Origin of the sequence: Lysinibacillus sp. FSL K6-0057, from assembly GCF_038630885.1 — a bacterium.
In the GTDB taxonomy this organism is placed as follows: Bacteria; Bacillota; Bacilli; order Bacillales_A; family Planococcaceae; genus Lysinibacillus; species Lysinibacillus fusiformis_F.
Genome location: NZ_CP152047.1, coordinates 3,761,560 through 3,775,556, shown reverse-complemented (window position 1 = coordinate 3,775,556; position 13,997 = coordinate 3,761,560). Strand labels below are relative to the sequence as shown.

The following is a 13,997-nucleotide window of genomic DNA, read 5'->3' as shown; positions in this document are numbered from 1 at the left end:
TGTATTGGTTTTAATACATGAAACGATTTCTAAAACGAAGCCTATCAAATCTTTCCATTGTCTCAGGAGGCACACGTTTTCCTTCGCGCGCCATAAGGCAATTGGCTGGATGTGATGTAATTTCGGGATCATCCGTGGCAAAATATTCGAAACCAGCGGAGCTCATCATTTTCTCCATCATTTTGCGGTAATCCCAAACATTTAAACCAGTTCCTTTTAAATCCCAATGCCAATAGTACTCGGTAGTAATCACAAGATAATCTTCCATTTCATCTCCCATAAATGAAACGGCTAGTAGTGCCTTACCAGCACCAGTTCCACGGTAGTCTGGTATGACTTCAATGGCGCCTAATTCAATCATGTCATCGATACGATCTTCTGCCCATCGTTCAAGTGGATCAGGATAAAGATAGGTAACATAGCCTACGATAATATCTTCGTTTCGAATAATAATAATTCGGCCTTCAGGAAGTCCTGCAATTTCTATAATGGCCTGCTGCTGTTGTTTTGGAGGTCTGAAGGCAACCAGGCCTTCATGGAATGAATATGTAGCTAATTTTTCTGGAGGCACAGGTCCTTCCACATACACAGTACCATGCTTTGTTTCCTTTGTGACAGAAAAAAAAGTTTTTTTATGTTCCATAATTACACCACCTGAGTTTAATAATTCCATTATAGCTGATTTCTTGCGTAAAAACGCTTATTTTTGCAAAATATACCTGTATTTTTGGAAAAATAAAAATATTGAGACAATCTATCTGAATTCGTGTAAAATAAGATTATATTGCTTCTGTTATTCAACAGATAAAAGTAGTGCTGTTGGGAATTCGAACATTATTACTATGGCTAACTGTTATATAACAAGAGCTACATATCAATTTTGCTTTTGAAATATTTTCTGAATTTCAACAGGGGGGATTGTTGAAATTTAGTCAAAAACAAAAGCGAAGAAAGGGGTATTTTCATGGGGATGAAAATGAAGGAGAAGTTAATGGCTTTACCTGGTCAACACCATTTAATGAATTATGAAGAAGTGGCAGAGTCTCATAATTGGGCAGATACGGAAAAGGCATTTAGCTGGTTCGAAACAGGTTTAGTGAATATGGCGTATGAGGCTATCGATCGTCATACAGAAACACATCGTAAAAATAAGGTGGCACTTTATTTTAATGATGGTAAACGGAAAGAGGCATACTCATTTAATGAAATGAAAAGGTTAACAAACAAAGCTGCGAACGTTTTTAAAACGGCTACTAATTTGCAAAAGGGTGACCGTTTATTTATTTTTATGCCACGTTCACCTGAGCTTTACTTTTCATTATTAGGTGCGTTGAAAATGGGTGTTATTGTTGGACCGTTGTTTGAAGCTTTTATGGAAGGTGCTGTGTATGATCGACTTGCTGATAGTGAGGCAAAAGTATTAGTCACGACACCAGCGTTACTTGAACGTGTACCTTTAGCTAAATTGCCTAAATTGGAGCATATCTTTTTAGTAGGGGAGGATGTTGAGGAAACAGCTCAAATCCTAGACTTTACTAAACATTTAAAAGAAGCTTCAGCTCATTTTGAAATAGAGTGGGTAGACAGAGAAGATGGGATGATTCTTCACTATACTTCAGGTTCAACAGGTGCTCCAAAGGGGGTATTGCATGTCCATAATGCGATGGTTCAGCAATATCAATCGACACAATGGGTACTTGATTTACGCGAAGATGATATTTATTGGTGTACAGCCGATCCTGGGTGGGTTACAGGAACAGCTTATGGCATCTTTGGCCCGTGGTTAAACGGTGTAACAATGCTAATTGTTGGGGGAAGATTCTCACCACAAGCATGGTATCAAGCTATTGAAGATTATAGTGTGACAGTTTGGTACAGTGCACCAACTGCGTTCCGTATGCTGATGGGTGCAGGAAGTGGCTTGCTTGAAAGCTATGATCTAACGTCTTTACGCCATGTACTATCTGTTGGTGAGCCTTTGAATCCAGAAGTTATTCGCTGGGGAGTAGAGGAACTAGGACATCGTATACATGATACATGGTGGATGACAGAGACAGGAGCCCATATGATTTGTAATTATCCTTCGATGGATATTAAGCCAGGTTCAATGGGGAAACCTATCCCTGGTATTCATGCGACAATTGTAGATGATGCAGGTAATGAGGTGCCACCTTTTACAATGGGCAATCTTGCCATTCGTCGTGGTTGGCCTGCCATGATGCGCCAAATTTGGGGCAATCCAGAGCGCTATGAATCTTATTTCTTAAAAGGAGAATGGTATGTTTCTGGTGATTCAGCCTATATGGATGATGAAGGTTACTTCTGGTTCCAAGGACGTGTGGATGATGTCATTATGACGGCTGGTGAGCGCGTTGGGCCATTTGAAGTGGAAAGTAAACTGCTTGAGCATCCAGATGTAATTGAAGCAGGAGTTATAGGGAAACCAGATCCGGTGCGAGGGGAAATCATTAAAGCCTTTGTATCCTTACGAGAAGGTGTTGAACCTTCTGATGCATTAATTGACGATATACGTGATTTTGTTAAGAAAGGTTTATCTGCACATGCAGCACCACGTGAAATTGAATTTAAAGATAAATTGCCAAAAACACGTAGTGGTAAAATTATGCGTCGCGTATTGAAAGCTTGGGAATTAAATTTACCGACTGGTGATTTATCAACGATGGAAGATTAATCATCTCTACTAAGACAACAATTGATATTTATACAACATGTGCATAAAAAGAAGGCAGGGATTCATTCGATGAGCGAAGGGATTCTTGCCTTCTTTTTTCTGAATTTACAAGTGGTGTGAAGGTGAAATAATGTCTATTTAAAAAAACAGGTAATTAAATAAAAATTCAGTTGACTTAATAAATATGCAGACGTATACTATTTTTAACTTATTTCAGAGGTGAGTGCAGTGAAAGTAGGTATTGTTGGAGCAACTGGATATGGTGGACTAGAGCTTATTCGGTTTTTACATAATCATCCAGCTGTAGATCAGATTGATTTATTTACTTCTTCAGAAGAGGGTGTTCTTTTTTCTTCGAAATTTGGTCATCTTGTTAGGATAGCTGATACACCGTTACAAAAGATAACGTATGACACTTTAGAAAAATTTGATGTTGTTTTTACGAGTACACCATCCGGGGTAACAAGTGAGCTTTTACCGCCTTTGGTTGGGAAAGGACCAAAAATAATCGATTTATCTGGTGATTTTCGGTTAAAAGATCTCGCAAGCTATGAAACCTGGTATGGCAAAAAAGCGGCACCGTTCCATAGTGTTCAACAGAGTGTATATGGTTTAACAGAGTGGAATGCAGAGCTTATACGTCAAGCACCACTCATTGCTAACCCGGGTTGTTACCCGACAGCGGTCTTATTATCCTTACTACCACTGGTAAAAGAACGCTTAATTGATCCTAGCTTTCTAGTGATTGATGCAAAGAGTGGCATTTCAGGAGCTGGCAATAAACCTTCACAAACTACCCATTTTAGTGAGACAAATGAGAATTTCTCAATCTATAAAGTAAATACACATCAGCATATACCAGAAATTGAACAGGCACTTTCCATGTTTGCTCAAGTAGAGACAACGCTTACTTTTAATACACATTTGGTTCCCATGACACGGGGAATTTTGGCGACATCTTATGCCCCTATAATGCCGGGTATTACAGAATCGCAATTGATCACTTGTTTACAGGCAACCTATGAAAATCATCCATTTGTTCGGATCGTGACTGATGCATCAAGTTTAGGGACAAATCGTGTCAAAGGATCAAATTATTGCGATATTTTAGTGAAAGTAGATTCCCGTACAAATCGGGCCACAATTGTTAGTGTGATTGATAATCTTGTTAAAGGGGCAGCAGGGCAAGCTATCCAAAATATGAATGTGCAATTTGACTTACCACAAACGACAGGACTAGATGTCGTGCCGTTCTTTATTTAACAGCATGCAGGAAACTGTATGCTTCTCTTATTTATTAAACTAAGGAGGAATTTTGAATGACAGTAATCACTTCAACGAATGTAATGAAAAAATTATCAAGTAAAAATATCGTTTCACCAAAAGGCTTTAAGGCAGCAGGATTACATTGTGGTTTAAAGCATAAGAAAAAGGATTTAGCTCTTTTAGTAAGTGAAGTACCAGCAAGTGTAGCAGGTGTTTTTACAACAAACGCTGTGCAAGCAGCACCATTAAAAGTCACGAAGGAGGTTATTTATACAACTAAGAAAATGCAAGCGATGATCGTAAATTCTGGCAATGCCAATGCTTGTACAGGTAAGCAAGGTGTAAAAGATGCCCAAACGATGCAAGCGCTAGCTGCTGAAAAATTAGGGATTGCTTCAAATTTAGTAGGAGTTTGCTCAACAGGCGTTATTGGGGAAATGATGAAATTAGAGCCAGTAGCGAACGGTATTCAACTGTTAGAGCCAAAGGACAGTTTAGAAAGTGCTATTGACTTTGCACAGGCTATTTTAACGACAGATACTGTCATGAAAAACACGAGCTATAGTACAACTGTGGATGGCAAGGAAGTTATTATCGCTGGTGTTGCAAAAGGTTCAGGTATGATCGAACCAAATATGGCAACAATGCTAGGCTTTATTACAACAGATGCCAACATTGAATCTGATGTGTTGCAGGCAGCTTTATCGACTATTACTAATTTAACATTTAACGCGATTACAGTTGATGGGGATACATCCACAAATGACACAGTGGTGATATTGGCTAATGGCTTAGCAGGAAATGATTCATTAACACCTGAGCATCCAGATTGGCAAAACTTCTATTACACATTGCAAACAGTAGCGGAAGATTTAGCAAAAATGATTGCCAAAGATGGTGAAGGGGCAACGAAGCTCATCGAAGTGGAAGTTGTTGGTGCATTTTCAGACGAGGAAGCACGTAAAATTGCAAAAACAGTCGTTGGTTCACCACTTGTAAAGACTGCTGTTTTCGGCTGTGATGCTAACTGGGGGCGTATTATTGCAGCGGTAGGATATAGTGGTGCAACAGTTGATCCAGATAAAATTACCATCCAAATTGGTGGGGCTACGATGGTAGAAAACGGTGAGCCGATTCCTTTTTCTGAGGATGAGTTAATACAAATATTAAAAATGCATGAAGTAAAAATCTATGTGTCTCTTGGTGTGGGTGATGGTAAGGGGCATGCTTGGGGATGTGACTTAACGTATGACTATGTCCAAATCAATGCATCATACCGCTCGTAAACGTATGGTCATTAAACTTGGGGGCAGTACACTGGAAGGTTTAAATGAGGCTTTCTTTGATAATTTTAAAAGATTACAAGAGAGTGGAGTAGAGCTAATTATTACCCATGGGGGTGGGCCAGCCATTAATCGTGAACTAGCTGCTCAAGGCATACAATCTCATACGTTAAATGGAATACGTGTCACAAATGTGGCAGCTATTAAGGTTGTCCAGTCGACCTTAATTGGCCAAGTGAACCCTGCGTTAGTTCATGAATTAACAACCGCCGGTATAGCAGCCATCGGATTAAATGGCTTTGATGGTCAGTTGATGGTTGCGGACTTTTTGGATCAAGATATGTATGGCTTTGTCGGAGCAATAACAAACATCAATACATCCTTATTAGAAGCTTTAATGGGTGTAGGAATTGTACCTGTTATTGCCTGCGTAGGTGCTACCGAAGCAGGTCAGGCTCTTAATATTAATGGCGATACGGTGGCAAGTGAAATTGCTTTAGCGGTCGGAGCAGATAGCTTATTACTCGTGACGGATGTGAGTGGTATCCGTATTCAGGATGAATACCAAACAATAGCTACACCTTCACTCATTGATCAATGGACAGAACAGGGTCATATATACGGTGGGATGATTCCGAAAGTACAAGGAGCCATCGACTGTTTACGGGCAGGGATCCCTTCCGTACAAATCGTGGGCGCAACATTAATTGGGACGACGATTGTAGCCTCAAGTGAACTTCATTCTTCCTAGTGTTCTAATAGGATAGCTTGAGAAGTATAGTTGTTGAAAGAAACTATTTTAAATGATAGTGGAGATGATAACATGAGTGTTTTATTCGAGAACTACGGCAAGCGTCGTGCACAAATTGTCAAAGGTCAGGGGACAATTGTTGAGGATTCTACAGGGAAGCAATACTTAGATTTTACAAGTGGCATTGCTGTGGTGAGTCTTGGTCATGCCCATCCAGCCGTTGTACAGGCGCTACAAGAGCAAAGTGAAAAGCTATGGCATATTTCAAATCTTTTTGATATACCAGGTCAGGAAAAGGTAGCAGAAAAATTAATTGCTAATACGCACTTTGCCCATGCCTTTTTCTGCAATAGTGGGGCTGAGGCTAATGAAGCGGCCATTAAATTAGCACGAAAACATACAGGGAAACATCATATGATTACGTTCGAAAAATCATTCCATGGTCGTACCTTTGGAGCTATGTCTGCAACAGGTCAAGGCAAGGTACATAATGGCTTTGGACCACTCGTGGAAAAGTTTACGATTTTACCATTTAATGATGTTGCTGCACTTGAAGCAGCCATTGATGATTCTGTGGCAGCCATTATGCTGGAGATGATTCAAGGAGAGGGTGGCGTTAATAGCGTCTCAGCAGAATTTGCTACAGCTATTGCAAAAGCCTGTGAGGAGCAAGGGATACTACTAATTATTGATGAAGTGCAAACAGGTATTGGACGAACAGGAACGCGCTATGCCTTTGAACAAACTGTATTAAAGCCACATATCATGACATTGGCAAAAGGCTTAGGTGGTGGATTCCCTGTGGGTGCAATGTTAGGGACTGCTGAGCTTCATGCTACATTTAGTCCAGGAACACATGGTACAACATTTGGTGGGAATCCTCTTGCGATGAATGTGGCACAAGCCGTGTTGAGTCATGTATTTGAGCCAGCCTTTTTACAGCAGGTACAAGAAGTATCTGCCTATTTTGTGGAACAACTAAAAGCTCAATTACCTTCTAGCTATACCGTTCAAGGACAGGGTCTCTTGTTAGGGATTGGCTGTGGTGACACGGAAGTAGCGCCTTATATCTCGGCAGCAGAAGAGAGTGGTCTTTTGCTAGTGGGTGCAGGACCAACTGTTATTCGTCTCTTACCTCCATTAACGGTCACAAAGGAAGAGATTGATAAAGCAGTAGCTATTTTAAAGAGCATATTACCGTGATAGACTTCAGTTCAGCAATGCAAGTGAAGCATCTGCGGCAAAAACGCTGATGCATAATGGATGAACAAAGAATCTGCTAATTATCTAGCAGATTCTTTGCGTTGTTAAAGCTATTGTAGCTGTTTTACTAATGTTGTCACTAATTTTGGTAGCCAATCTTCAAGCTGGCTAAATGTAAACCCTGCCTTCTCTGCTTTTGCGTTGGACATATACCAATCAGCAGGCACCCCATAAGGCGATGGTGATTCCTCATCGCCACCAATAAGGGAAATTTTTGCACGCTGACCACTCGCTTCTTCGATTAGAGCAATGAGGTCTTTGAGAGACATAGCACCAGATGCGGTAGCATTGTATGGCCCTTCAATAGGCGTAACGCCAGCAAAATATAAAAATTCAGCTGCTTCCTCATCTGTAATATAACTCATCTTTGCATCAATGTTCGGTAAAGTAATCGGCTGATTCTGTAAAATACGTTCAACGTGGAAATGTAAACGACGTGTATAGTCATCCTCGCCCATCACAATGGGGAAACGTATAGCAACGACTGGGAATGAAGCTTCTTTAAATAAGACAGCCTCCGCTTGTCGCTTTCCTTCTCCATAAGAAAATTCCTCTTGATGTCCCATGCGAATTTGATACTGGAATGGATCAAAGTCTTCTTCCTTTTTCATCTTACCATCTACTTCATAGGTTGAAAGAGTAGAAGTAAAGACCAGCTTTTTCGTTTTCCCTTTTAATATCTCGCAAATTGCTTGTGCCTCGTTGGGAGAATAGCAAATATTATCATAGACAATGTCCCATGTTGTATTGGCTAGTGCCTGTGCTAGAGCATCACGATCATTACGATTTACTACTAACTGCGTAACATTTGTACCAAAGGGATTGCCACTTTGACCACGTGTTAAAATCGTTACATGATGTCCATTTTGAATACAAAGATCCACTAGCTTTTTTCCAAAAAAACGTGTGCCCCCTAAAATCAATACGTTCATATATTTCCACCCCTTCAAAATAGTAGTCTTCTTTATAATGACAAAAAAACAGACTTACTACAATTCATAAGTAATATGTAGTAAGTCTGTTATTTGATTATTTAATACAAATGCTTTTTGCTAGGGCATAATGGCTTATCGCCTTGATGTGTCAGGTGGAGGCGTGGTATTTTCTCCTCCGTTTGAGCCATCTCCAGGGTTACCAGAGCCCTCGCCATTGCTTCCGGATCCATTGCCATTATTGGAGCCATTGCCGTTGTTACCAGATCCCTCACCGTTATTGGAGCCATTGCCGTTATTACCAGACCCGTTTCCGTTATTGGAACCATTGCCGTTACTACCAGAGCCATTGCCATTATTACCAGACCCGTTGCCATTCCCATTAGTTGGTGGCGTTGTAGGTGGTATTGGTTCTTGGTCGTTTTCCTCTGGGTCAGGTTCATTTTCACTACCGCCAGTAGAAACAACATTGGATTGAGGTGATGATAAGCCTGTAATATCTACTGCGACTACTACATAAGCTTGTCCACTAGCAACCGTAATGCTTTGTGTTGATTCTAGTACGGATGTTACAAGCGTATTACCGCCATTTGTAACGTTGTAGATACGATAACCAACAACATCATTCGATGACTCTGACCAAGATAATGTAGAGCCATTTACTGAAGCTGAGACAGCTGCTGGTGGGCTGCCATCTGCTGGGAAATCAACAGCTGATACAGATGAATTCGACAATGTTGAATTCTTTGGTAACAGACTAGCAGGGTTACCGCCAAGTCTACCTAACATTCGTTTAATAAAGTCTTGATTAATGCCTGCACCACCTGCTTTGACAAATTCTGCTGGTGTATTTGGCAGCGCATTATAAGTTTTACCTTTAATCGTCACAACACTTGAAGATGCTAAGCTATCATCAGGTTGAGATGGTAAAAATACCTTCGCATTAAATAAATCGGAACGTACAAGACCTGCGCTAGCGCAAGCTGCAGAAGGGGCCATGCCGGAAATACCACAGAATGATGCAGTCACAACATTTTTAGGCGCCTTAAAGCTTGTTGGTGGATCGATTAGCTGAGGGTCCGCATCGTAAACGGCATTCATTAACGTACCCCAAAGCTTATTCACACGAACGCTTGGCTGTAAGTAGGTGTTGTTAAATGCATAAAGTGTACGAGGTTGATCGTAACCCATCCAAACACCAAGAGATACATTTGGGTTATAACCAACTAGCCAAACATCTTTATACTCTTGAGAAGTCCCTGTTTTTGCAGCGAAATCAGAAGAGAATTTTAAGGTATTTCGTGCCATTGTCCCTGTACCTTTAGTAAGAACATCACGTAACATATCTGTCACGATATAGGATGTTTCTGGGCTAAATACTTGAACAGGTTCTACCTCATGTTTGTAAATAATATTGCCTTCTTGGTCTTCGATACGATCAATCATATAGGCATCAATGAATTGACCACCATTTGCAAAAGTAGCAAAGGCATTTGTATTTTCTTCTACAGTAGTCCCTTCACTTAAAGCACCAATACCAGTTGCTAGGTTAGTGAAGTCATCTGGGTGTAATTTTGTGAATCCCATTTTTACTAACAAATCAGCGGGGCGTCTATTAATAATATCATTATATAAACGTAGCGCTGATATGTTTTGAGAGTCTGCTAATGCCTCACGTGCAGGAATAAGTCCTCGCTCATCACTTGTAATATAGTTGCTTGGACTCCATTTACCAATAGAGAATTTCACGTCAACTAATGGGCTACCTGCACCAATAACTCCATATTCTATAGCAGGACCATAAACAAGTAATGGCTTCATTGTAGAACCGTTAGAACGGTAAGCTTGTGTTGCGTGGTTTACTTGAATTGTTTTAAAGTCTCGACCACCGACAAAGCTTAAAATGCGACCTGTGGTATTTTCTATTAAAATACTACCTACCTGTACGGGCATCTCAATATCAATTTCTTCACCAGTAACAGGGTCTTTCCCTTTACCAGTATACGTATGTCCATAATACTGGAAGTCCTTTGCTGCTTTTTGCATCGCATCATACATATCTTTATTAATAGTTGAGTAAATGCGATAGCCCTTAGAACGAACATCACGATCTGCTAAAATCGTATATTTATCCTTTAATTTTTTTTCTGACTTTAAGCGCTCTGGGTCAATCCCATCATCTTTTGCTAGTTTTTCAGCAATAATGTCATTTGCACGAGCTTCAAGCTCATAAGTCAGCCATGGATAACGATCCTCCGCACGCATTTCTGGTCCGCGGAAATCTGCAGCAATATCATAGTTTAACGCTTCATTATATTGCGCATCGTCAATATAACCAGCTTCTTTCATACGATAAAGTACTGTTTTCATACGATCAATACCTGGTTTCAAAGCTTCTTCACTTTTCAGTTCACCTGTATTCGTAAATGGTGTATAAGCAAATGGTGCCTGTGGAATACCAGCTATGTACGCAGCTTGAGGAAGAGACAATTCTTTTGCTTTTACGCCAAAAATCCCTTCAGCAGCTGTTTCAACACCTGCAATATTTCGTCCTGAAGAGTTACGACCATACGGAATAATATTTAAATAAGCCTCTAATATTTCTTCCTTCGTCATAAAATGTTCTAAACGCATCGCCAGTAAAATTTCCTTAGCTTTACGTTCATAGGATACTTCATTTGTTAGTACTTGGTTTTTAATAAGTTGTTGGGTAAGTGTAGATCCACCTGTTTGCGTAGCAGAATTTGTGACATCTTGTAATAACCCACGAATAACCGCTTTTGGTACAATTCCGTTATGCTCTCGGAAATATTCATCTTCTGTTGCCAGAACAGCATTCACAACCTCTGGTGCAACATTGCTAAGCGAAGTTTCACGTCGGTCTAAATCTGTCCGCAATTTCCCAATATAAATATCGTTGGCAAAATAAATTTCACTGGTTTCTTCATAACTAAAAATTTGATCGCGCAGCTCTTCTTTTGAGCGTAGCGGTTCTTCTTTTACAAGAGAAGCAAAATAACCAGCTCCAACTGAACCGACAAATACAGTACCAACCAATGCAAAGACTAAAAATAGTAAAAATAAGTTCCAGGTAACACTACCTGAAATACGTAATTTCTTCATCCATTTTTGTTCAAGTAATTCATCGATCTTTGCATTGATTTTTTCAATCCAATCTTTCAATGTATCGACCTCCTAAAATCTTGTCTATTATAGCACATATTGTTTTAGCACGAACATAGTTATTGACTTTGAAAAAGAATCGTATAGAATTATGTTTATAGTTTTCTGGTGATGAAGAGTTTGCAGTAGTGTCTATATTCCCTGTTTAGAGAGCCAGTGGTTGGTGAAAACTGGTCATAATGTAGAGACGAATTACGTGCTTGGAGCTTAGACGTGCGCGCCTGCGATAAAGGCGATTGAATGAAGTGGAAGGTGGATGACATCTTCAAGCTGGGTGGTACCGCGTTAGTTTGCAACTTAACGTCCCTGCATGCAATTGTTTGCGTGTAGGGACTTTTTTATTTAAAAATGTCCATGCACGTAACGAATTTCAACCATTTTAGGAGGAATGAACATGACAAACGAATTATTACAAGATTTAGAATGGCGTGGTTTGCTCTACCAACAAACAGATGCGGAAGGTATGGCAAAACTATTAGATGAACAATCAGTATCTTTATACTGTGGTGTAGATCCAACAGCTGACTCCATGCATATTGGACATATTGTTCCATTGTTAACACTTCGTCGCTTCCAAAAAGCGGGTCACCGTCCAATTTTACTTGTTGGTGGTGCGACAGGGATGATCGGTGATCCATCTGGTCGTTCAGAAGAGCGTCAATTACAAACGGTAGAGCAAATCGATAAAAACGTTCAAGGAATCCGTAGTCAATTAGAACGTATTTTTGATTTTGCGGAAGATGGCAATGGTGCTCAGCTTGTGAACAATCGTGACTGGATTGGTAATATAAACACAATTGAATTTTTACGTGATTACGGGAAATTAATTAACGTGAACTATATGTTAGCAAAGGATACGATTGCTTCTCGTCTTGACACAGGAATCTCGTTTACAGAGTTTGCCTATACATTAATTCAAGGTATTGATTACAATCATTTATACAATCACTACAATTGCCGTATTCAAGTAGGTGGCTCTGACCAATGGGGTAATATTACAACAGGTTTAGAGGTTATTCGTAAAACACACGAGGAAGAAACGAAAGCCTTTGGGATTACGATTCCATTAGTAACAAAGGCAGATGGCACAAAGTTTGGTAAAACAGCAGGTGGTGCTGTATGGCTAGATAGTAAGAAAACATCTCCATATGAGTTCTACCAATTCTGGATCAATGCTGCGGATGCAGATGTCATTAAATACTTAAAAATCTTCACGTTCCTTTCTCGTGAAGAAATTGAAGCATTAGCAGTCTCTGTAGAGGAGGAGCCGCATTTACGTAAGGCACAAAAAGCGCTAGCTGAAGAAATGACTCGTTTAATTCATGGTCAAGAGGCATTAGAGCAAGCCATTCGTATTACAGCAGCTTTGTTCTCAGGGGATCTAAAAGCACTTTCAGCTGAAGAAATGAAGGATGCTTTTAAAGATGTTCCTTCTATTGAAATGGCTAAAGAGGACAAAAACATTGTTGATCTTCTTGTAGAAGCAGGCATTTCATCTTCAAAACGTCAAGCACGTGAGGACGTATCAAATGGTGCAATTAGTATAAACGGTGAAAAGGTAACGGATTTAGAATACGTAGTCGATGCCAAGGATCGTTTAGAGGATGCATTCGGCATTGTCCGTCGAGGTAAGAAAAAATATCATATGGTGAAATTTGTATAATTTCTATTAGCAAAACCACATTCCCAAAAACGAGGGGATGTGGTTTTTTAATCATAAGAAACTCGGCGGTTTTATTTGTTCATATTCTTTAGGATGCAGTATTTTTGCAAGCTTGATGGCACCTTCAATAAGACGTGGAGAAGGGCGACAATACAGCCATTCTTCCATTACATGAAGCTGTTCCGATTGAACGGCATGTAGCTCTTTGGCATATGGACGTTTTAATAAATGAGCAGGTTGTATACGTTCAAATGCTACACCAACCCAAGCCATCATGATGTAGTCGGGCTTACGTTCAACAACATCTGTCCAATCAGTTTGAACACTGGCAAGTTCTACATCTTGAAATAGATTGATGCCACCAGCAAGAGCACTAATTTCCGTTAGCCAATTTATTTTCCCAGGAGTAAAAATAGGATTTGGCCACCATTCCCAATAGAGGGTAGGTTTCTTCGGGATGGTTTGTGCAATGGAATGCATTTTTTCGATGGAATGTATATACTCTTCAGCAATGTTCTTTGCTTGTTCTTCCACTTGACAAGCCTTACCGAGGGTTATAAGATCCTGCGCAATTTCCTCTAATGAGTTTGCGTTAAAAATAATATGAGGAATATTTCTTTCTTTTAATGCCTCAATGTTTCTTTCCATACCGGGTACACTCAAGGAAGCCAGGACAAGATCAGGCTGTAATGCCTCTAATGCATCCATATTAATCGATAAATCTGGCCCAAGCTGCGGTAACTCTTTAACCGTTGCTGGCCAATCCGAATAATCATCGACGCCAACGAGCTGGTCTGTCAGCCCTAAATAGGCGACTAATTCTGTATTGCTAGGACAAATTGAAATTAAACGCATATCGTTTTCTCCTATTCTTTTTAAGAAAAGTATAGCGAGAGTTTCTAGGATAGACAATGTGTGTATAAAAAAGGTGGAGAAAACATTTGTTTTCTCCACCTTTTGTCAT

At 40.0% G+C, this 13,997-nt stretch carries 10 protein-coding genes and 1 other annotated feature; of the genes, 6 read left to right on the top strand and 4 right to left on the bottom strand.

The annotated features are described in order from the left end of the window. Window positions 1-10: 10 nt before the first annotated feature. Complete coding sequence (locus tag MHB40_RS18690; RefSeq protein WP_036078398.1) at window positions 11-643, bottom strand: GNAT family N-acetyltransferase; 633 nt, start codon at window positions 641-643, stop codon at window positions 11-13. 327 nt (window positions 644-970) lie between these two features. Between MHB40_RS18690 and acsA the strand changes: the two genes are divergently transcribed. The 5 genes from acsA (at window position 971) to MHB40_RS18665 (ending at window position 7,195) form a co-directional block, all read left to right on the top strand. Further along, the gene (gene acsA / locus MHB40_RS18685) at window positions 971-2,692 is read left to right on the top strand and encodes an acetate--CoA ligase (protein WP_342534802.1); all 1,722 of its coding nucleotides are present in this window, start codon (window positions 971-973) and stop codon (window positions 2,690-2,692) included. A 228-nt stretch (window positions 2,693-2,920) separates the two neighbouring features. Continuing rightward, on the top strand, window positions 2,921-3,955 hold the full coding sequence (gene argC / locus MHB40_RS18680) for an N-acetyl-gamma-glutamyl-phosphate reductase (RefSeq protein WP_342533197.1): 1,035 nt from the start codon (window positions 2,921-2,923) through the stop codon (window positions 3,953-3,955). Between the two features lie 56 nt (window positions 3,956-4,011). Beyond that, complete coding sequence (gene argJ / locus MHB40_RS18675; RefSeq protein ID WP_342533196.1) at window positions 4,012-5,244, top strand: bifunctional glutamate N-acetyltransferase/amino-acid acetyltransferase ArgJ; 1,233 nt, start codon at window positions 4,012-4,014, stop codon at window positions 5,242-5,244. Further along, the gene (gene argB, locus MHB40_RS18670; protein ID WP_342441299.1) at window positions 5,207-5,992 is read left to right on the top strand and encodes an acetylglutamate kinase; all 786 of its coding nucleotides are present in this window, start codon (window positions 5,207-5,209) and stop codon (window positions 5,990-5,992) included. The genes argJ and argB overlap by 38 nt, the downstream gene beginning before the upstream one ends. 72 nt (window positions 5,993-6,064) lie before the next feature. Further along, window positions 6,065-7,195, top strand: a complete 1,131-nt coding sequence (locus tag MHB40_RS18665) for an acetylornithine transaminase (protein WP_205447050.1) — start codon at window positions 6,065-6,067, stop codon at window positions 7,193-7,195. Window positions 7,196-7,305: 110 nt separating this feature from the next. On the opposite strand, the gene MHB40_RS18660 is transcribed toward MHB40_RS18665, so the two are convergent. Together MHB40_RS18660 and MHB40_RS18655 are read right to left on the bottom strand one after the other, a co-directional pair. After that, window positions 7,306-8,187, bottom strand: coding sequence for an NAD-dependent epimerase/dehydratase family protein (locus MHB40_RS18660; protein WP_342533195.1), 882 nt, complete (start codon window positions 8,185-8,187; stop codon window positions 7,306-7,308). A gap of 135 nt (window positions 8,188-8,322) precedes the next feature. After that, window positions 8,323-11,370, bottom strand: coding sequence for a transglycosylase domain-containing protein (locus tag MHB40_RS18655; protein WP_342533194.1), 3,048 nt, complete (start codon window positions 11,368-11,370; stop codon window positions 8,323-8,325). Window positions 11,371-11,472: 102 nt separating this feature from the next. Further along, window positions 11,473-11,681, top strand: a binding site (T-box leader). A gap of 83 nt (window positions 11,682-11,764) precedes the next feature. Between MHB40_RS18655 and tyrS the strand changes: the two genes are divergently transcribed. Further along, entirely contained in the window at window positions 11,765-13,033 is a 1,269-nt protein-coding gene (gene tyrS, locus MHB40_RS18650; RefSeq protein ID WP_342533193.1) for a tyrosine--tRNA ligase, read from the top strand. A 51-nt stretch (window positions 13,034-13,084) separates the two neighbouring features. Here tyrS and MHB40_RS18645 read toward each other — a convergent pair whose 3' ends face one another. Next, window positions 13,085-13,888 (bottom strand): cobalamin-binding protein, encoded by an 804-nt coding sequence (locus tag MHB40_RS18645; protein ID WP_342533192.1) that lies wholly within the window; start codon window positions 13,886-13,888, stop codon window positions 13,085-13,087. Between the last annotated feature and the right edge of the window lie 109 nt (window positions 13,889-13,997).

Bases quoted from the DNA above. Each gene is read 5' to 3' on its own strand.
- MHB40_RS18690 (WP_036078398.1), bottom strand. From the start codon at position 643: ATGGAACATAAAAAAACTTTTTTTTCTGTCACAAAGGAAACAAAGCAT.
- acsA (WP_342534802.1), top strand. From the start codon at position 971: ATGAAAATGAAGGAGAAGTTAATGGCTTTACCTGGTCAACACCATTTA.
- argJ (WP_342533196.1), top strand. From the start codon at position 4,012: ATGACAGTAATCACTTCAACGAATGTAATGAAAAAATTATCAAGTAAA.
- argB (WP_342441299.1), top strand. From the start codon at position 5,207: ATGACTATGTCCAAATCAATGCATCATACCGCTCGTAAACGTATGGTC.
- MHB40_RS18665 (WP_205447050.1), top strand. From the start codon at position 6,065: ATGAGTGTTTTATTCGAGAACTACGGCAAGCGTCGTGCACAAATTGTC.
- MHB40_RS18660 (WP_342533195.1), bottom strand. From the start codon at position 8,187: ATGAACGTATTGATTTTAGGGGGCACACGTTTTTTTGGAAAAAAGCTA.
- tyrS (WP_342533193.1), top strand. From the start codon at position 11,765: ATGACAAACGAATTATTACAAGATTTAGAATGGCGTGGTTTGCTCTAC.
- MHB40_RS18645 (WP_342533192.1), bottom strand. From the start codon at position 13,888: ATGCGTTTAATTTCAATTTGTCCTAGCAATACAGAATTAGTCGCCTAT.